The organism is Streptomyces sp. KMM 9044 (genome assembly GCF_024701375.2).
In the GTDB taxonomy this organism is placed as follows: Bacteria; Actinomycetota; Actinomycetes; order Streptomycetales; family Streptomycetaceae; genus Streptomyces.
In genome coordinates, this window is record NZ_CP113910.1 from 1,674,022 (window position 1) to 1,691,158 (window position 17,137).

A 17,137-nucleotide genomic window follows, 5' to 3' on the forward strand; every position below is an offset into this window, starting at 1 on the left:
ACCTAACCCGTAAGCTGTATCGCCTGTGGTCGCGCCTTACTGAGATCTCCGGAGACCTCGTGCCCAGCCCTTATCTCGCCCTGTTCGCCGCCCCCGGCAGCAAGGCCTTCTCGGCCGCGGGGTTCATCGGCCGGATGCCGTTGTCCATGATGGGCATCGGCGTGGTCACGATGGTTTCCCAGCTGACCGGCCGGTACGGGCTCGCCGGCGCCCTGTCGGCCACCATCGCCCTGGCCGCCGCGGTCGCGGGCCCGCAGGTCTCCCGTCTGGTGGACCAGTACGGGCAGCGGCGGGTCCTGCGTCCGGTGACGCTGCTCGCACTGGCCGCGGCGGCGCTGCTGCTGTTCGCCGCGCACTACGGCTGGCCGGACTGGGCGCTCTTCGTCGCCTGCGCCGGTATCGGCTGCGTGCCGAGCCTCGGCGCGATGATCCGGGCCCGCTGGGCCGCCGTGTACCGCGGCACCCCTCAACTGCACACCGCGTACTCCTTCGAGTCCGTGGTGGACGAGATGTGCTTCATCTTCGGGCCGATCATCTCGATCGGGCTGTCCACGGCGTGGTTCCCCGAGGCCGGCCCGCTGTTCGCGGCCTGCTTCCTCGCGGTCGGCGTCTTCTGGCTGACGTCCCAGCACGCCACCGAGCCGGCCCCGCACCCGCGTGAGCGCTCGGACGACGGCCGCAAGGGCGCGGGGGGCGGTACGGCGCTGAGCTCCCCGGGCCTGCAGGTCCTGGTGGCCACCTTCGCGGCGACGGGGGCGATCTTCGGCGGCGTGGACGTGGTCACCGTGGCGTTCGCGGAGGAACGCGGGCACAAGGCCGCCGCCAGTGTGGTGCTCGCGGTGTACGCGCTGGGCTCCTGCGTGGCAGGCCTCGTGTTCGGGCTGATGCGCTTCGCCGGGGCGCCCGAGCGACGCTGGCTGCTGGGCATATGTGCGATGGCCGTGAGTATGATCCCCCTCCTACTGGTCGGAAACCTGCCGTTTCTGGCTGTGGCGCTGTTCGTTGCGGGTCTGTCCATCGCCCCCACGATGATCACGACGATGTCCCTCATCGAAGAGCACGTACCACGCGCGCAGCTCACCGAAGGCATGACCTGGGTGAGCACCGGGCTCGCGGTCGGGGTCGCTCTCGGCTCCGCCGCGTCCGGCTGGGTGATCGACGCGGCAGGAGCGCGCGCCGGGTACGGGGTTCCGACGGTGTCGGGAGCCGTCGCGGTCGCGGTCGGTTTCCTCGGGTACCGCCGGCTGAAGCGGCCGGCTCCGGGTCGGGGAGGCTCCGTTGGGCAGCACGGCGAGCACGAGGAACGGAACATGGCGTAACTGGGGAGGCACCGTCCTCGCCCGCCCCGCGCGGGAGGTCACGCCGGCCTCCGTCGACGAACTGGCGGCGGCCGTGCGCCGGGCCGCCGAGGACGGCCTCCCGGTGAAGGCGGTGGGCACCGGGCACTCCTTCACCTCCATCGCGGCGACCGACGGTGTGCAGATCCGCCCGCATCTGCTGACGGGCATCCGGCACATCGACCGCGCGGCCGGTACCGTCACGGTCGAGGCCGGCACCCCGCTCAAGCGGCTCAACGCTGCTCTCGCGCGGGAGGGGCTGTCACTCACCAACATGGGGGACATCACGGAGCAGACCGTCTCCGGGGCCACCGGCACCGGCACCCACGGGACCGGCCGCGACTCGGCATCGATCGCCGCGCAGATCCGGAGCCTGGAGCTGGTCACCGCCGACGGCTCGGTACTCACCTGCTCGCAGAAGGGGACCGACGAGGAGCGTGCGGTCTTCGCCGCCGCCCGGATCGGTCTCGGCGCCCTCGGCATCGTCTCCGCGATCACCTTCGCCGTCGAGCCGATCTTCCTGCTCACGGCCCGTGAGGAGCCGATGCCCCTGGACCGCGTCCTCACCGAGTTCGACGAACTGCACGCCGAGAACGAGCACTTCGAGTTCTACTGGTTCCCGCACACCGGAAACACCAACACCAAACGGAACAACCGCAGCGCCGGACCGCGGCAGCCGGTGCATCCCGTCCGGGGCTGGTTCGACGACGAGTTCCTCTCCAACGGCGTCTTCCAGGCGGCGAACTGGGTCGGCCGCGCGGCGCCCGCGACCGTCCCCGCCATCGCGCGGGTCTCCAGCAGGGCCCTGTCCGCGCGGACCTACACCGACATCCCGCACAAGGTGTTCACCTCGCCGCGCCGGGTCCGCTTCGTGGAGATGGAGTACGCGGTGCCGCGCGAGGCCCTGGTGGACACGCTGCGCGCGCTGAGGGCCATGGTCGACCGCTCCCCTCTGCGGGTCAGCTTCCCCGTCGAGGTGCGCACGGCCCCGGCCGACGACATCACCCTGTCCACGGCTTCCGGTCGCGACACCGCGTACATCGCGGTCCACATGTTCCGGGGCACTCCCTATCAGCGGTACTTCACGGCGGCGGAGCACATCTTCACCGCCCACGAGGGACGGCCGCACTGGGGGAAGATCCACACCCGGGACGCCGGGTACTTCTCCCGGGTGTATCCGCGCTTCGCCGAGTTCACGGCGCTGCGGGACCGTCTCGATCCGGAGCGTCTGTTCCGGAACGACTATCTGCGGAGGGTCCTGGGGACGTAGCGGACGCGTCCGGTTCCGGGCTCGCGGTGTCGCCGGCGTCCTGGCCCCCGGTGCCGTCCGGGGTGCCCTCCGGTGCGTCGCCCTCGTCCGGCGTGGCACCCCGGAGCCGGTGGCCGCTCCCCCGTCCTGCGCCGTCGCGGAGGGGGCGGGCGCCTCTCCGTCCCCGCCGGACTCCCCGGAGCCACCGGAGCCACCGGAGTCCTCCGCCGTCCCGGAGCCGCCGGAGGTGCCGGAGCCGCCGGAGGTGCCGGAGGTGCCGGAGCCGCCGGAGCCGCCGGAGCCGCCGGAGGTGCCGGAGGTGCCGGGGTCCTGCTCGCCGGAGCCGTCCGGGTCACCGGAGCCGCCGGAGGTGCCGGAGGTGCCGGGGTCCTGCTCGCCGGAGCCGTCCGGGTCACCGGAGCCTGACGTGTGCTCACCGGTGAACGCGTTGCCGACGGTGGTGTCCGGTGCGCCGCTGAGGCTCTGGCCGGAGGCGAGCTCGTAGGTGGTGATTCCGGCCATCGTGACGCCCAATACCAGCGCCGCCGCGACCACCGTCCGTTTCCGGCCCCGCCGCACTCCCCTGGCCCTGCCCCGGTACACGGTGCCCCCGGTGAACTCGCCGGGTGTCCGTGAGGACCCCTCCCCGGCCGGCTGCCCCGGTGCAGCGGGCGCCACGCGCAACTGCTCGCCGGTGTGCGTGAAGAAGTGCTGGAAGGTCGTTCCGCCGCAGGTGGCGACGATGCTCATGATTCCGGCGCCGATGATCGTCCCGTAGACGCCGAACGACGAGGCGAGCTGGGCGCCGAGCACCGCGGCCACCGCGCCGCCCGCGACCTGCGGCACGCTCAGGTCGATCCGCGCACGCTTCCCCTCCTCCGCGTCACCGTACTCACCTGCGACAACCGGCGTTTCCCGCTTTTCTTGACCTTTCCCGCCTTCCCCTGCGTTCCCGCACACGAACGATCAACTGCACGACAAGTGGACGCCCGGACGAAACCATAAGTTCCGTTTCTGGTGATTGCGCAAGGTGCCCCACGCCGGGATCGGTGCATCCGGGCCGTGACGGCCAAGTAGCACCCCTTGCGCGAAGTCGGGCGGCGCGCCAATCCACGCACATGGCCCGAATGGAGTACTGTTGCGAGCCCTGGATCCGGTCGCCCATCAGGGCGCCCGGACCCCTTGCGGACCGCCAGGAGGGGGCCAGTTGCACAGGGTGACACGGTTGGTCACTCAGCGTTGCGAATAGGTAACCGTGCCATAACGGCGAGTCCGGGCCCACGCCCGACACGCCGGGCAACTCGGCAAGGTTGTGGCAGGCTGCACCCGGGCAGGCCACACTCGACTAGCGGAAGCAGCGACGCACGTGACGTCGGCAGGCACCACCCGGGAGGTCCCCATGCCCGAACTGCGTGTCGTGGCCGTCTCGAATGACGGCACACGGCTGGTGCTGAAGGCTGCGGACAGCACGGAGTACACGCTTCCGATCGACGAACGTCTGCGCGCCGCGGTGCGTGGCGACCGTCCCCGCCTCGGCCAGATCGAGATCGAGGTGGAGAGCCATCTCCGCCCCCGCGACATCCAGGCGCGTATACGAGCCGGTGCGACCGCGGAAGAGGTCGCCCAGATGGCCGGCATCCCCGTGGACCGTGTCCGCCGCTTCGAAGGCCCCGTACTCGCCGAGCGCGCCTTCATGGCGGAGCGCGCCCGCAAGACCCCCGTCCGTCGGCCCGGTGAGAACTCCGGTCCGCCGCTGGGCGAGGCCGTGCAGGAGCGGCTGACGCTGCGCGGTGCGGAGAAGGACACCGTGCAGTGGGACTCCTGGCGCCGCGACGAGGGCACCTGGGAGGTGCTGCTGGTCTACCGGGTCGCGGGTGAACCGCACTCGGCGAGCTGGACGTACGACCCGCCCCGGCGGCTGGTCCAGGCCGTCGACGACGAGGCGCGCTCGCTGATCGGCGAGTCCGACGACCTCGCCGCTTCGCCCGAGCCCAGCTTCCCGTTCGTGCCGCGCATCGCCCGGCTGCCCCGTGACCGTCCGGGTGACCGTGAGCGGCAGAGCCTGCCGTCGGGTCAGGACTACGAGGCCGACGAGGAGTCGGTGGTCACCGTCGGTGGTGAGCGGGACTCGCTCACCAGCCTGCTGGAGGCGGTGCCGAGCTTCCGGGGTGACCTGGTGGTTCCCGAGCGGGCCCCCGAGCCCGCCGCGGAGGACCCCGACAGCGAACCAGAGGCGGAGGAGCCGCCGGCTCCCGCGGCTTCGGCCGGTTCCGCCTACGCGGACGTCCTCATGCCCCGCGCCGTCACCAGTCACCGGGACCGTCTCGTCGGGTCCACGGACCGTCAGGCGGAGGCGGACGGAGTCCGTCCGGGCCGCCGCGCGGCGGTGCCGAGCTGGGACGAGATCGTGTTCGGGACCCGGCGCAAGAAACAGGAGTGACCCTGCGGGGGCGGCCGACGAGGCAGAGGGACCCGCCCGAGACGTCGTGAAAGGGGCGCTCGTCATGCGCGAGCGCCCCTTTCACGCTTCCGGTCTACTGAGGGTCGGGTCCCACCGCGACCGGCCGCTCCGGGTCCGACGACCACTCCGACCAGGAGCCGACGTACAGCTCCGCCGGGATGCCCGCCACCGCCAGCGCCAGTACCTCGTGCGCCCCCGAGACCCCCGAACCACAGTACACGCCGACCTGTGTGTCCGCGGACACGCCCAACTCCCTGAACCTCGCTCCCAGTTCCCCGGCGGGCAGGAAGCGGCCGTCCGGGCCGACGTTCTCGGTGGTGGGCGCCGAGACCGCGCCCGGGATGTGGCCGCCGACGGGGTCGATCGGCTCCACCTCGCCCCGGTAGCGCTCCCCCGCGCGGGCGTCGAGGAGCAGCCCGGACCGGGCCAGGGCCGCCGCGCCGTCGGCGTCGAGCAGCCCGGCCGGACCGGGCACGGGCACGAAGTCGCCCTCGGGCGGTTCGGGTTCCGTGGTCTCGAGCGGACCGTCCCAGGACGGCAACCCGCCGTCGAGGACCCGCACGTCCGGGTGACCCGTCCAGCGCAGCAGCCACCAGGCGCGGGCAGCCCCCCAGCCCAGCCCTCCATCGTATACGACCACCGGGGTGCCCGCCGACACGCCCGCCCGGCGCATCGCGGCGCCGAACTCCTGCGGACCGGGCAGCGGATGGCGTCCCCGTCCAGTCGAAGGTCCGGCCAACTCCTTGTCCAGGTCGATGAATACGGCGCCGGGAAGGTGCCCGTCGCGGTACGCGGCCCGTCCGTCGAACGGCGGCTCGCCGGCCGCCGCGGCCGTGCTCAACCGCCAGCGGACGTCGAGCAGTACCGGAGGGTCACCGCCCGCCAGTACGGCGGCGAGTTCGGATGCGGAGATGAGGGCGTTCATGGCCACCATCCTGACGTACGGGGTGGCCGTCTCGTCCAGGTCCGGCTACTCTGCTCGGCCGGGCAGAACCGGTCACGAGGCGTATGGGATCGGGCACATGCTGTACTACCGATCGACATCATCCGGCAAGCGCGCCGAAAAGGACGGGGACCCGCGCATCGGGCATCCTCCGGATACAGGAACCGCCGTACGGGGCGGTCCCGGAGCGCGCGACACCGTGGCCGATGCCTGTACCAGCACGGGGACGAATCCGCAGAGCGGACGCGGCACGACCCTCGCCGGGTCGAGAAGAGCACGGCCACCGCGAGGGCGGCCGAGAAGAGAGTGACGATGACCGACGCACGGTGGCCCGCCCGCCGAGACGGCGAAGCACCCGTTCGGCACGCACCCGGTACACCCTGCTGGGTGAGTCTCATGGTGCACGGGCCGGACAGGGCCCGGATGTTCTACGAAGCGCTGTTCGGCTGGGAGTTCCGGTCCGGTCCGCAGCAACTCGGTCCCTACGCGCGTGCGCTGCTCGACGGCTGCGAGGTGGCCGGCATCGGGCTGCTCCCGCCGGATGCGCGTCTGCCGGTGGCCTGGACACCGTACTTCGCCTCGGTGGACGTGGACCGCACCGCCGAGGCGGTGCGGTGGCGCGGCGGCACCATCGGCGTCGGCCCGCTGGACGCCGGCGAGGCCGGGCGGCTGGCGATCGGCTCCGACCCCTCGGGCGCCGTCTTCGGCATCTGGCAGGCGTCCGTGCGGCTGGGCAGCCGGGCGGTCACCGGGGTGCCCGGCGCGCCCGCCTGGTACGAACTGACGACCCGTGAGTCGGAGCGTGTGGCCAAGTTCTACGCGTCGGTGTTCGGTCACACCGCCCAGCCCGAGGTCTCCGCCGACATCGACCACATGACCCTGAGCGTGGACGGCCGGCCCGTGGCCGGGATCCACGGCATGGGCGGCGGCCCCCTGAGGGACCGGGGGCCGTACTGGACGACGTACTTCACCGTGGCCGGTCTCGACGACGCGGTGGACCACGTCCTGCGCCTGGGCGGCCAGGTCCTCGAGCGGCCCCACGACGGCGCCCGGGGCCGCGTCGCGACGGTGGCGGACCCGGAGGGGGCACGGTTCTCGCTGCTGCAGGGCCCGTAGGGCTCGTGCCGCGCCTCTCCCGCCGGTCCGCTGTCATGCCGACCACCATCCCGTCGGTCGCGCATCGGGACCCACGGTGACGCAACGACAGAGAGCTTCTGTACACGCTGCACGCATGAGGAGCCGCGCACCGCAACGGCTTCCCTTGCGGAGGCGTTGGGCGAAAGCGGCGGTGGTGGACATGACGGAGCGCAGAAGCACGGTGGCAGATGCCGGGACGGCAGCCGGGGGATTCCGTCGCCGGGCCGCGGTGGCCGAGCCCTGGCCCGGGGCCCGGTCCGCCGCGGAGGTGTGCGGAGCCGGGCCCCGGCCTGGGGCTCACTTGTCCAGGTGCGCCCAGAACTCTTCGAAGGACAGGAGCTTGTCGCCGTCCAGGTCGCGGGACTTGATGACGGCCTCCGCCACCGGCTCGGTGACGTTCCAGTCACCGCCCTGGGCCAGGGCGGTCTTGAACTCGGCAGCGGTGATGAACCCGTCCCCGTCCGCGTCGATCCGCTCGAACTGCCTGCGCGCTTCCTCGATCTCCGCCACCGGTCCGCCCCTTTGTTCCTCGTACTCCGCCGGACTCCCTGGGAGTCCTGATGACGCAGGTCAGACTATCTGCCCGTGCGAGCCCTCGGTACGGCGATCCCCCACGCGGACTCCGCCTCGTGGGAGGCCGGTCACGCCGGTCAGGTGACCGGCAGGACGTCCGGGGCCAGGGCGGCCGCGTGGGACGTGGCGGCCGTCATGCGGCGGCGGTGATGGCGGCGGCACAGGACCTCGTAACCGACCTCGTCCGGGGAGCCCGTGACATCGCCGACGACCACTTGCGCGCCTTCCACCACCATCACCCCGCCGACCGTCCGGGCGTTGTGGGTGGCGCGGGCGCCGCACCAGCACAGGGCCTCGACCTGGAGCACCTCGACCCGGTCCGCCAGCTCCACCAGCCGCTGGGAGCCGGGGAACAGCTTGGACCGGAAGTCGGTGGTGATGCCGAAGGCGTAGACGTCGAGCTCCAGGTCGTCCACCACCCGCGCGAGCTGGTCGATCTGCTCCGGCGCCAGGAACTGCGCCTCGTCCGCGATCACGTAGTCGGCGCGCCGGCCCTGCGAGAGATGGTCGACGAGGTGCGCGTACAGGTCCGCGTGCTCCCCCACCTCCACCGCGTCCGTGACCAGGCCGAGGCGGGAGGAGAGTTTGCCCTCGCCGGCCCGGTCGTTGCGGGTGAAGATCATGCCCGCCAGGCCACGCGCCGAACGGTTGTGCTCGATCTGGAGGGCCAGCGTCGACTTCCCGCAATCCATCGTTCCGGAGAAGAACACCAGCTCGGGCATGGGAGGTCGGGCACCTTTCGGCGGGAACGGGCGGTGAGGGCGGACCGGGTGGGCCTCAGGAGCGTACTTCGAGGAGGGGGACCAGTTGTTCGGCAGGGGTGAGGGAACCGTGGTTGCCGACCATCTCCGATTCCCCGGGTTCCCGCTCCGAGGCGACGATCAGGACGTCGTCCCGGGCGGCGGCGACCACGTCGCCGATGCGGTGGTAGACACGGTCCTCGATCCGGCGGCCGAACCAGCCCGCGTCGATCGCCTCGTCCCGCGAGGCCACCCAGAACTGCTCGCCGAGCACCTCGCGCCAGCAGGTCAGGACGTCCGTCGCGGCGCCCGGTACGGCGTAGACGTGGCGGGCGCGGCCCTCGCCGCCGAGCAGGGCGACTCCGGCGCTCAGCTCCCAGTCGTGATCGAAGTCGATGCGGTGCTCCTCGTCGAAGGGCACGTCGACCATTCCGTGGTCGGCGGTGACGTAGAGCGCACTGCGCGGCGGGAGTTGCCCGGCCAGCCGCTGGACCAGGCGGTCGACGTACATGAGCTGGCCGCGCCAGGTGTCGGAGTCGAGGCCGAATCGGTGCCCGGCGCCGTCGACCTCGGCGTAGTACGTGTAGACCAGGGAGCGGTCGGCGGCGGCCAGTTGAGCGGCCGCGAGGTCCATGCGCTCCTCGCCGGACAGCCGCCCGTGGAAGGCGCCGCCGCTGAGCGCGACCTTGGTCAGCGGGGTGTTCGCGAACGCGGGTGAGGACACCTGGGCGGCGTGCACCCCTGCCCGGTGGGCCAGTTGGAAGACGGTGGGGTGGGGCTGCCAGGTGTCGGGCCGGGTCCAGGGCTGCCAGCGCAGCTGGTTCATCAGCTCGCCGGTGTCCGGGTTGCGCACGGTGTAGCCGGGCAGGCCGTGCGCGCCGGGCGGCAGGCCGGTGCCGACGGAGGCCAGGGAGGTGGCGGTGGTCGCCGGGTAGCCCGTGGTGAGGGGACGCCCGGTGCCGCCGCGTGAGGTGGCCATCAGGGACGCCATGAACGGGGCTTCCTCCGGGTGCGCCTTCAGCTGCTCCCAGCCGAGACCGTCGATCAGGAACACGCAGTTCCGGTCGGCGGGGGTGAGTTCCGGGATCGCGGCGGTGGTGCCGGGGACGCCCATGCCCGCGGCGAGGGTGGGCAGCAGGTCGGCCAGCGAGCCGGTGCCGTACTCGGGCAGGGGGGCGGAGTCCGGGGCGAGGGGCTCCGGGTGGACGTCCCAGCCGGTGGTGTGCGGGGACGGCGGGGTGTGCGGGGTCGGGGAGGTGTGCGGCATCAGCGTGCGGAGTCCGCGGTCGCCTCGGAGAGAGCCTGTGCGAAGGCGAGCGCCTGACGCACCGTCTCCGGGCCGTCCCCGGCCTCGCTGACCCTCAGGCTGAGGTCGTCGGCCGTCGAACTGCCCGTGTAGCCGTGGTCGGCCTCGCAGTTGGGGTCGCCGCAAGCGGCCGGCTCCAGGTCGAGACGGGCGACCGCTCCCCAGCCGATGGTGAGCACGATCTCACGGGGCAGTGTGCCCGGCTTGTACGACTCCGGGTTGGCGACCACCCGGCTGACCACGATCGACGAGATCCGGCCGAGCTTGACCGACTCCGTGGACGTGGTGGCGTACGGGGTCGGGGAAGTGGTGTCGGCAGCCTGCTCGTCGGTGTGGCTGACGATGAAGCGGTTACCGGTGAGGACGAGCACGGTCACATGGCGCCGTACCTCGTTCTGGTCGAATGTCGTCTCCTGGTGGACCAGGTACGACCGGACGGGCTCGCCGCCCACGGCGGCCTCCACCGCCTCGGCCACGAGGGCCGGGTAGTAGCCGCTGCGCTCGATCGCCGCCCGCAGCCCCTGGGTCGTCGTACTGGTCTTGGCCATGGTGCCCATCCTACGGGGGAGCACTGACTGCGAGGCACCGGTCACGGCACTCCCTCGTGCGCACCGGGTCCGGCCGGCCGGGAACGGCCCGGCCGGTACGGCCGGCGGGACTCACCGGCCCGTGTCCTCGCGCGACGGCTGTTCGTCCACCCGAGTGCCGTCCCGCGCGAGACGGTCGGCCAGTTCGTCCCGGAACAGCGCGCCGCGGTCGAGTGCCTGGACGCGGTAGGCGGTGCGGCCGACGATCTGGCTGGTGATCGGCGCGGTGAGCAACTGGAACAGGACGACGAGCAGCAGCATCGGCGCGTAGCGCAGAGGCATCTGCACGGCGGTTCCCACCAGGATGAGCATCAGGCCGAGCGTCTGGGCCTTGGCGGCCGCGTGCAGGCGGCTGCCGATGTCCGGGAAGCGGAGCAGGCCCACGGAGCCGAGCAGGCAGAAGATCGCGCCGGCCGGGAGCAGGACGGCGGTGATCACGTCGGACACCGCGGTCACCGCAGGCCTGCCCGCTTCTCGACCAGGTGGGCGGCCGTCACCGATCCGGTGAAGGCCAGCAGGGCGAGGACGACGAGCACGGGCAGGGGTGTGGTGTCCCCACGCAGGACCATGCCCACGGCGGCCCCGGCGATGATCATCGTCAGGAGGACGTCCAGCGCCACGATGCGGTTGAGCGCGTCCGGACCTCGCACGAGACGCAGCAGGGTCAGCAGGCCGGCCACTGACACCACGGCCAGGGTGGCGGTGTACACGACGGTCATGGGGTTCTGCCTCCTTGATCAGGGTGGTCGGGAGGACCGGGACGGTCGGACGGCCCTGGGCCGACGGCGGGCCCGGAACCGCCGCCGGGGCCGGGGCCGGTGGCAGGCTCAGGGCCGGTGGCAGGCTCAGGGCCGGTGCCAGGCCCGAGGTCGCTGGAGGCCCCAGGGGTGGTGGCAGGCCCTGAGCCGCCGGCAGGCCCCGGGCCGGGAACCGGCCCCGGGCCGGTATCAGACCCGGAGCCAGACCCGGAGCCAGACCCGGAGCCAGACCGGGTGCCAGACCCGGGGCCAGGACTGGGGCCAGACCCGGGGCCAGGACTGGGACCGGGCCCGGCGGAAGGCCCGGAGGTGTCGTCGTCACCCGTCGCTCCGCGTCGTCGGCCGTGGCCGACCGCCCGCGCCACTCTGTGCTCCACGGTCTGCACCAACTTCCTGCGGCGGGCGAGGTCGGTTTCGTCGCGGACCGGGAGCGTGTGGACGTACAGCCGCTGCCGGCGCCGGTCGATCTCCACCACCAGGGTGCCGGGGGAGATCGTCGTGAGTTCGGCCACCGCGGTGATCAGGAGGTCGCTGTCGACGTGCAGCGGGACCTCGATGATCGCCGCGGACGTCTTCCCTCCGTATCTCAGGACCTGCCAGGCGACGGTGACCCCGGACCCGACGAGATCCTTCAGCAGGTCGACCAGCAGGCGCGCGATCTGCAGCGGCCGGGGCACGGCTCCCGGCAGGACCGGCGGCAGGCGGAAGGACCCGACGACGGTCACGGCGACGAGCAGACCTCCGAGGAGGACCAGCGGGCCGACGGAACCCCACAGCACGATCCACAGCAACCACAGCCACCCCATCATGGGCAGGCGGCGCAGGACTCGGCGGGCGTACTCCCGGCGGGTCAACGGCCCTCCTCGGTCATGACGGCGGAGCGGTACTCCCGCGGGTCGAGCAGTTCGTGTGCGGCTCGTTCGCCGACGCGGGCGAGCGGACCCGCGCAGACGGCGACCGCGACACTGGTGGCCACCATGACGACGGTGGCGGCGGTCATCAGTCCGGTCCCGCGCCGGACGGCGCGGCGCTCCGGGCGGAGGGCGGTGCCGGGGGCCGGCTTCCCCGGCGGTGGCTCGTCGTGGCGGTCCGGGTGCGGGTCCTGCCGCATGAAGGCCCTGGTCCAGACCCGGGTCATCGCGTAGAGCGTCAGCAGGCTGGTGAGCAGGGCGGTCGCAGCCAGGGCGTACGCCGCGGTACCGCCCTGCCACGCACCGGCCCGCAGCAGGGTCAGCTTGGCCACGAACCCGGAGAACGGCGGGATCCCGGCCAGGCTCAGGGCGGGGAGGGCGAACAGCGCGGCGACCAGCGGCCTCGGGGGCGGCCCCTGTGCCATGCGCCTCATGCCTGTTGTCCCCGCGTGGCGCACGGCGAGGGAGGCGGCGAGGAAGAGCGCCGCCTGGACGATGATGTGGTGGACGATGTAGAGGACGGTGCCGGTGAGTCCGAGCGTGTCGAACAGCGCGAGACCGAACAGCATGAAGCCGATGTGGCTGACGAGGGTGAAGGACAGCAGCCGGTTGATGTCGTCCTGGGCCAGCGCGCCGAGGATGCCCACGATCATGGCGGCGATCGCCACACAGGCCAGCAGGGTCCACACGCTGGAGCGCGGAAAGAGCAGGGTCTGGGTGCGCAGCAGGGCGTAGACGGCGACCTTGGTCAGCAGGGCGGCGAACACGGCGGTGATCGGCGCCGGTGCGGTGGGGTAGCTGTCGGGCAGCCAGAAGTGCAGGGGGACGATCGCCGCCTTGATGCCCAGGACGGCCAGGAGCAGCAGGGCGAGTGCGCCACGCAGGCCGTCGGGGAGTTCGGCGAGCCGCGGTCCGAGCTGGGCCAGGGTGACCGTGCCGACGGCCGCGTACACCAGGCCGACAAAGGTGAGGAACAGCAGGGAGGACGTCAGGCTGGTGATCATGTAGGTCATACCGGCGCGGGTGCGGTTTCCGTCGGCGTCCAGGGTGATCAGGACGTAGGACGCGGCGAGCAGCACTTCGAAGGCGACGAAGAGGTTGAACAGGTCACCGGTGAGAAAGGCCAGGCTCACTCCGCTGACGAGCATCAGGTAGGCGGGATGGAAGACCTCCGCCGAACTCCGGCGTTTCTCCGCGGTGCCCTGGCCGATGGCGAAGAGCAGCACGGCCAGGGTCACCAGGAGCGACACGGCGAGCAGGAGCGCCGACAACCGGTCGGCGACGAGCGTGATGCCCAGCGGGGCCGGCCAGCCGCCGACGTGCACGGCCTGCGGGCCGCGGGTGTCGACGAGGACGAGCAGAGCGACGGCGTCCGCCAGTACACAGGCCAGTACGAGGGTGCTCATGGGGCGGGTCACCCGGACGGGCAGTCCGAGCAGGGCCGTGGCGGCGCCCAGGATCGGCAGCACCACGGGCACGGCGAGCAGCAGTGCGGTCATCGGTGTTCCCCCGGGGCGGTGCCGTGGTCGCGGTGGTCCGGCCAGTCGCCGTCGGCATCGTCGCCGTCGACAGGGTCGTCGGTGTCGGTGTCGGCACGTCGCCGGGCGATGCGCCGGTCCTCCACGTCGTCACGCACCTCGTCGCTGCCGGACAGCCGCCAGGAACGGTAGGCGAGGACCATCAGGAACGCCGTGAGACCGAACGTGATCACGATCGACGTCAGCGCCATGGCCTGGGGCAGCGGATCGGCGGGCTCAGCCGGGTTCACCGGCTTCCCCTCCAGCACCGGGGGGCGGCCGGGGGTGCCGCCGGCGACCAGGAGCAGCACGTTGGTGCCGTGACCCAGGAGGATGAAGCCGAGGATGATCCGCATCAGGGACCGTTGCAGCATGAGGTGGAAGCCGATCGTGAACAGGCCGCCCACTACGAGGGCCATCGTCACGTCGAGCGTGTTCAGCGTGATGTCGCCCGCGCCGTTCACCGGGCGGATCCCTTCTCCTGCCGGTCCGCCGCCGCGCCGGCCACTTCGAGTGAGACACCCACTGCCGACAGGAGTTTGAGCACGACGCCGACCACGAGCAGGTAGACGCCCACGTCGAGGAACACGCTGGTCGCCCACTTCACCTCGCCCAGCAGCGGCAGGTGCCACGTCACCAGGTCGCTGTCCAGCGGCGTACCGCCGAAGGCCAGCGGCACCAACCCGACGACCGCCGCGGTCAACAGGCCCGTGCCCGCGACCGCGATCGGGCGCAGGCGTACGGCGGCGCCGAGGTCGGCCTGTCCGCCCACCAGGTACCGCAGGACGAACGCCAGCCCTGCCACCAGACCGCCGGAGAAGCCTCCGCCGGGGCGGTAGTGCCCGGAGAACAGCAGGAACAGCGAAAGCACCAGGATGGAGGGGAAGAGCAGCCGGGTGGCCACTTCCATCAGGACCGAGCGCTCGCCGCCGGGCCGTTCGCCCGCTCCCGGCAGCCAGGTCTGCCGGGGCTCGTCCCAGTGCGTCGTGGGGAACCGGGCCGGCGGCTCCTCGCCGGTCATCCATACCGCGCCGCGGTTGCGGAACCGGACCAGACTGCCGACTCCGACCGCCGCCACCAGCACGACCGAAATCTCGCCCAGCGTGTCCAGGGCCCGGAAGTCGACGATGATCGCGTTGACGACGTTGTAGGCACCCGTCTCCGACGCCCGGCGCAGGTACTCGGGTGAGATCGCCGGGGCCGTACGCGCGGCGGACGTCGCCAGCGCGAAGCAGGTGACGACGAGGCCGACCCCGACAGCCACCGCGCCCCGCAGCACGCGCCCCGGGGCCGCCGTCCGGCCGGGATCGAACCGGGTCGGCATGCGGCGCAGCACCAGCACCACGACGACCAGCGTCAACGTCTCGACCAGGAACTGGGTGAGCGCCAGGTCCGGGGCGCCCCGCACCAGGAACAGACCGGCCGCGCCGTATCCGACGGCCCCGGCCAGCAGCAGGGCGGCGAGCCGGTGCCGGGCGGCCACCACCGCCGCGGCGGCCGTCAGTATCACCACGGCCAGGACGGGTTCGAGCGGATACCGCCACAGCGGCGGTGACCCCAGCGAGGGGCCCGCGGCCACGAGTGCCGTGCCGGGCACGGCGACGACCGTCGCGAGCAGCACGGTCAGATAGACGGGCAGCGAGCCGACCTGGGTGTGCCGGGTCAGTGTCACGGACAGCCGGTCCACGCCCTCGGTCGCACGGTCGTACGCGTGCTGCACGTCGGGCAGGCGCGGCAGGCGGCCCGTCACGGCACCGCGGCGTTGCACCGCGTGGATCAGCAGACCGGTGACGAGCGACAGTGCGGACAGACCGAGCACGGGCGTGAACCCGTGCCACAGGGACAGTTCGTACGGACCGTCGGCTCCCGGCGGATAGGCGTCGGCGTAGGCGGTGGCGAGGGCCGCCGTACCGGTGTACGCCACGCCCAGCACCAGGCCCGCCGCGGACAGGACGGCCACCGGTGCGACGAATCCGGGTTCCGGGCTCCGTACGGAACGCGCCGCCTTCTCCGGCGGTCGCCGTCCGCCGAAGGCGCCGTGCAGGAACCGTGCCGCGAACGCCACGGTCAGCGCGGAGCCGCACACGAGCACCACCGTCAGCGGGTAGGGGGAGGCCAGTCCGGTGCCGTGCAGGAAGGCTTCCAGGGCGGCTTCCTTGCCCAGGAAACCTACGAGGGGCGGCAGGCCCGCCATCGACGCGGTGGCCAGTGCCGTGACCCAGAACAGCACGGGCAGCCGGCGTCCCAGTCCCGACAGCTCCCGGATGTCACGGGTGCCCGTGCTGTGGTCGACGACCCCGACGGACAGGAACAGCGCCGACTTGAACGCCGCGTGCGCCAGCAGCATCACCACCCCGGCCAGCGCCGCCGTCCGCGTTCCTGCGCCCAGCAGGGCGGTCAGCAGGCCGAGTTCGCTGACGGTCCCGTAGGCGAGGAGCAGTTTCAGGTCGGTCTCGCGCAGTGCCCGCCACGCGGCCACCACCATCGTGGCGAGTCCCACGCCGAGCACCATCGGCCGCCACGGGGCCACGTCGGCCAGGGCGGGCGCCAGCCGGGCCACCAGGTAGACCCCTGCCTTGACCATCGCCGCCGCGTGCAGGAAGGCACTGACCGGTGTGGGGGCGACCATCGCCGCGGGAAGCCAGCCGTGCAGCGGCATCTGCGCGGACTTGGCGAACGCGCCGACCAGGACGAGCACCACGGCGGCGGGGACCGCGCCGCCCCGCGGGGGGTCGGCGAGGATGGCGGAGACGCGGTACGTGCCGGCCGCCTCACCCAGCACGACGAAACCGAGCAGCATCGCCAGGCCGCCGGCCGCGGTCACCAGCAAGGCCTGACGGGCGGCGCGCCGCTGCTCCGCGCCCTCCCCCCGCCCCGCGATCAGCAGGAAGGAGGCGACCGTGGTCAACTCCCAGAAGACGTACAGCACGAAGAGGTTGTCCGCCAGCACCAGCCCGGTCATCGCCCCGGCGAAGGCCAGCAGCAGGGCGGCCAGCCGGCCGGCGTCGCGCTCGACGTAGTACCGGCAGTACAGGAGCACCATGGCTCCGACACCGGCCACCACCCACAGCATCAGGAGCGACAGGGCATCCAGACGCAGGTCGATCGTCAGGCCGAGCGACGGGGCCCAGGACAGGGACTCCCGGTACGCGCCGCCGTCCAGCACGCGGCCCGCCCGCGTGCCCGCCCAGACCACGGATGCCAACGGCACCAAGGCAGCCACGACCCACATCGCACGGCCGAGCCGCCTCTCCCACCACGGCATCGACGCTGCGGCCACCGCGTGGACGGCCAGCAGGACCAGCACTTCAGCACCAACTCCTTCGCGGGGGCCGACCGCTGACACGCGGTCGGCCCCCGCCCGAGCCCCGGGGACTGTGCCCCGGTTTGTCATTGATTGGGCACTCAGTGCTCTGTGTAGCAGGGAGAGCCGTCCGACGGAGCACCGCCGCGCCATACCTCACCGGCGGAAGCGCGGGCAGGGGCTTCGTGCTGCGGGCGATGTGCCGGGCGAGGGGGGAACCGGTCCTGCCGGCGTCGATGGCCCCGAGATGCATGCCGTTCTCTCCGTCCTGTGCCCGCGGCAGGTGCCGCTGCCGGCCGGAGGCACGGATAACC

At 72.4% G+C, this 17,137-nt stretch carries 16 protein-coding genes; 5 read left to right on the plus strand and 11 right to left on the minus strand.

What is annotated here, in order from left to right; genetic code table 11:
- The first annotated feature begins 59 nt into the window (after positions 1-59).
- The 4 genes from HUV60_RS07585 (at position 60) to sepH (ending at position 5,026) form a co-directional block, all read left to right on the plus strand.
- Positions 60-1,319, plus strand: coding sequence for an MFS transporter (locus HUV60_RS07585; RefSeq protein ID WP_257848139.1), 1,260 nt, complete (start codon positions 60-62; stop codon positions 1,317-1,319).
- Entirely contained in the window at positions 1,279-2,607 is a 1,329-nt protein-coding gene (locus HUV60_RS07590) for a D-arabinono-1,4-lactone oxidase (RefSeq protein WP_257848138.1), read from the plus strand. Before HUV60_RS07585 ends, HUV60_RS07590 begins: the two co-directional genes overlap by 41 nt.
- 484 nt (positions 2,608-3,091) lie before the next feature.
- Positions 3,092-3,364, plus strand: a complete 273-nt coding sequence (locus tag HUV60_RS07595; protein WP_257848137.1) for a hypothetical protein — start codon at positions 3,092-3,094, stop codon at positions 3,362-3,364.
- 621 nt (positions 3,365-3,985) lie between these two features.
- Positions 3,986-5,026, plus strand: coding sequence for a septation protein SepH (sepH, locus tag HUV60_RS07600; protein ID WP_257848136.1), 1,041 nt, complete (start codon positions 3,986-3,988; stop codon positions 5,024-5,026).
- A gap of 94 nt (positions 5,027-5,120) precedes the next feature.
- Here sepH and HUV60_RS07605 read toward each other — a convergent pair whose 3' ends face one another.
- Positions 5,121-5,972: a sulfurtransferase gene (locus HUV60_RS07605; protein WP_257848135.1), complete on the minus strand. Its 852-nt coding sequence runs from the start codon at positions 5,970-5,972 to the stop codon at positions 5,121-5,123.
- 330 nt (positions 5,973-6,302) lie between these two features.
- On the opposite strand from HUV60_RS07605, the gene HUV60_RS07610 reads away from it, so the two are divergent.
- On the plus strand, positions 6,303-7,106 hold the full coding sequence (locus HUV60_RS07610; protein WP_257848134.1) for a VOC family protein: 804 nt from the start codon (positions 6,303-6,305) through the stop codon (positions 7,104-7,106).
- 318 nt (positions 7,107-7,424) lie between these two features.
- Here HUV60_RS07610 and HUV60_RS07615 read toward each other — a convergent pair whose 3' ends face one another.
- From HUV60_RS07615 to HUV60_RS07660, 10 genes are all read right to left on the minus strand, one after another.
- On the minus strand, positions 7,425-7,637 hold the full coding sequence (locus tag HUV60_RS07615; protein WP_257848133.1) for an EF-hand domain-containing protein: 213 nt from the start codon (positions 7,635-7,637) through the stop codon (positions 7,425-7,427).
- Between the two features lie 140 nt (positions 7,638-7,777).
- The gene (locus HUV60_RS07620; protein ID WP_257848132.1) at positions 7,778-8,422 is read right to left on the minus strand and encodes a thymidine kinase; all 645 of its coding nucleotides are present in this window, start codon (positions 8,420-8,422) and stop codon (positions 7,778-7,780) included.
- 55 nt (positions 8,423-8,477) lie between these two features.
- Positions 8,478-9,707 carry an alkaline phosphatase family protein gene (locus HUV60_RS07625; protein ID WP_257848131.1) on the minus strand — a complete coding sequence of 410 codons (1,230 nt, stop codon included), beginning with the start codon at positions 9,705-9,707 and terminating at the stop codon, positions 8,478-8,480.
- A complete protein-coding gene (locus HUV60_RS07630) occupies positions 9,707-10,294 on the minus strand; it encodes a DUF5998 family protein (RefSeq protein WP_042173127.1) in 588 nt (195 codons plus the stop codon). Before HUV60_RS07630 ends, HUV60_RS07625 begins: the two co-directional genes overlap by 1 nt.
- Positions 10,295-10,405: 111 nt before the next feature.
- On the minus strand, positions 10,406-10,789 hold the full coding sequence (gene mnhG / locus HUV60_RS07635) for a monovalent cation/H(+) antiporter subunit G (RefSeq protein ID WP_257848130.1): 384 nt from the start codon (positions 10,787-10,789) through the stop codon (positions 10,406-10,408).
- Positions 10,786-11,052 (minus strand): monovalent cation/H+ antiporter complex subunit F, encoded by a 267-nt coding sequence (locus tag HUV60_RS07640; protein WP_257848129.1) that lies wholly within the window; start codon positions 11,050-11,052, stop codon positions 10,786-10,788. Before HUV60_RS07640 ends, mnhG begins: the two co-directional genes overlap by 4 nt.
- The gene (locus tag HUV60_RS07645; protein ID WP_257848128.1) at positions 11,049-11,945 is read right to left on the minus strand and encodes a Na+/H+ antiporter subunit E; all 897 of its coding nucleotides are present in this window, start codon (positions 11,943-11,945) and stop codon (positions 11,049-11,051) included. The genes HUV60_RS07640 and HUV60_RS07645 overlap by 4 nt, the downstream gene beginning before the upstream one ends.
- Complete coding sequence (locus HUV60_RS07650) at positions 11,942-13,501, minus strand: Na+/H+ antiporter subunit D (RefSeq protein ID WP_257848127.1); 1,560 nt, start codon at positions 13,499-13,501, stop codon at positions 11,942-11,944. Before HUV60_RS07650 ends, HUV60_RS07645 begins: the two co-directional genes overlap by 4 nt.
- The gene (locus HUV60_RS07655) at positions 13,498-13,983 is read right to left on the minus strand and encodes a Na(+)/H(+) antiporter subunit C (RefSeq protein ID WP_257848126.1); all 486 of its coding nucleotides are present in this window, start codon (positions 13,981-13,983) and stop codon (positions 13,498-13,500) included. The genes HUV60_RS07650 and HUV60_RS07655 overlap by 4 nt, the downstream gene beginning before the upstream one ends.
- Positions 13,980-16,826: a Na+/H+ antiporter subunit A gene (locus HUV60_RS07660; RefSeq protein WP_257848125.1), complete on the minus strand. Its 2,847-nt coding sequence runs from the start codon at positions 16,824-16,826 to the stop codon at positions 13,980-13,982. The genes HUV60_RS07655 and HUV60_RS07660 overlap by 4 nt, the downstream gene beginning before the upstream one ends.
- Positions 16,827-17,137 lie beyond the last annotated feature (311 nt).

Coding starts and splice junctions, on each gene's coding strand:
- sepH (WP_257848136.1), top strand. CDS start 3,986: ATGCCCGAACTGCGTGTCGTGGCCGTCTCGAATGACGGCACACGGCTG.
- HUV60_RS07605 (WP_257848135.1), bottom strand. CDS start 5,972: ATGAACGCCCTCATCTCCGCATCCGAACTCGCCGCCGTACTGGCGGGC.
- HUV60_RS07610 (WP_257848134.1), top strand. CDS start 6,303: ATGACCGACGCACGGTGGCCCGCCCGCCGAGACGGCGAAGCACCCGTT.
- HUV60_RS07620 (WP_257848132.1), bottom strand. CDS start 8,422: ATGCCCGAGCTGGTGTTCTTCTCCGGAACGATGGATTGCGGGAAGTCG.
- HUV60_RS07625 (WP_257848131.1), bottom strand. CDS start 9,707: ATGCCGCACACCTCCCCGACCCCGCACACCCCGCCGTCCCCGCACACC.
- HUV60_RS07630 (WP_042173127.1), bottom strand. CDS start 10,294: ATGGCCAAGACCAGTACGACGACCCAGGGGCTGCGGGCGGCGATCGAG.
- HUV60_RS07640 (WP_257848129.1), bottom strand. CDS start 11,052: ATGACCGTCGTGTACACCGCCACCCTGGCCGTGGTGTCAGTGGCCGGC.
- HUV60_RS07650 (WP_257848127.1), bottom strand. CDS start 13,501: ATGACCGCACTGCTGCTCGCCGTGCCCGTGGTGCTGCCGATCCTGGGC.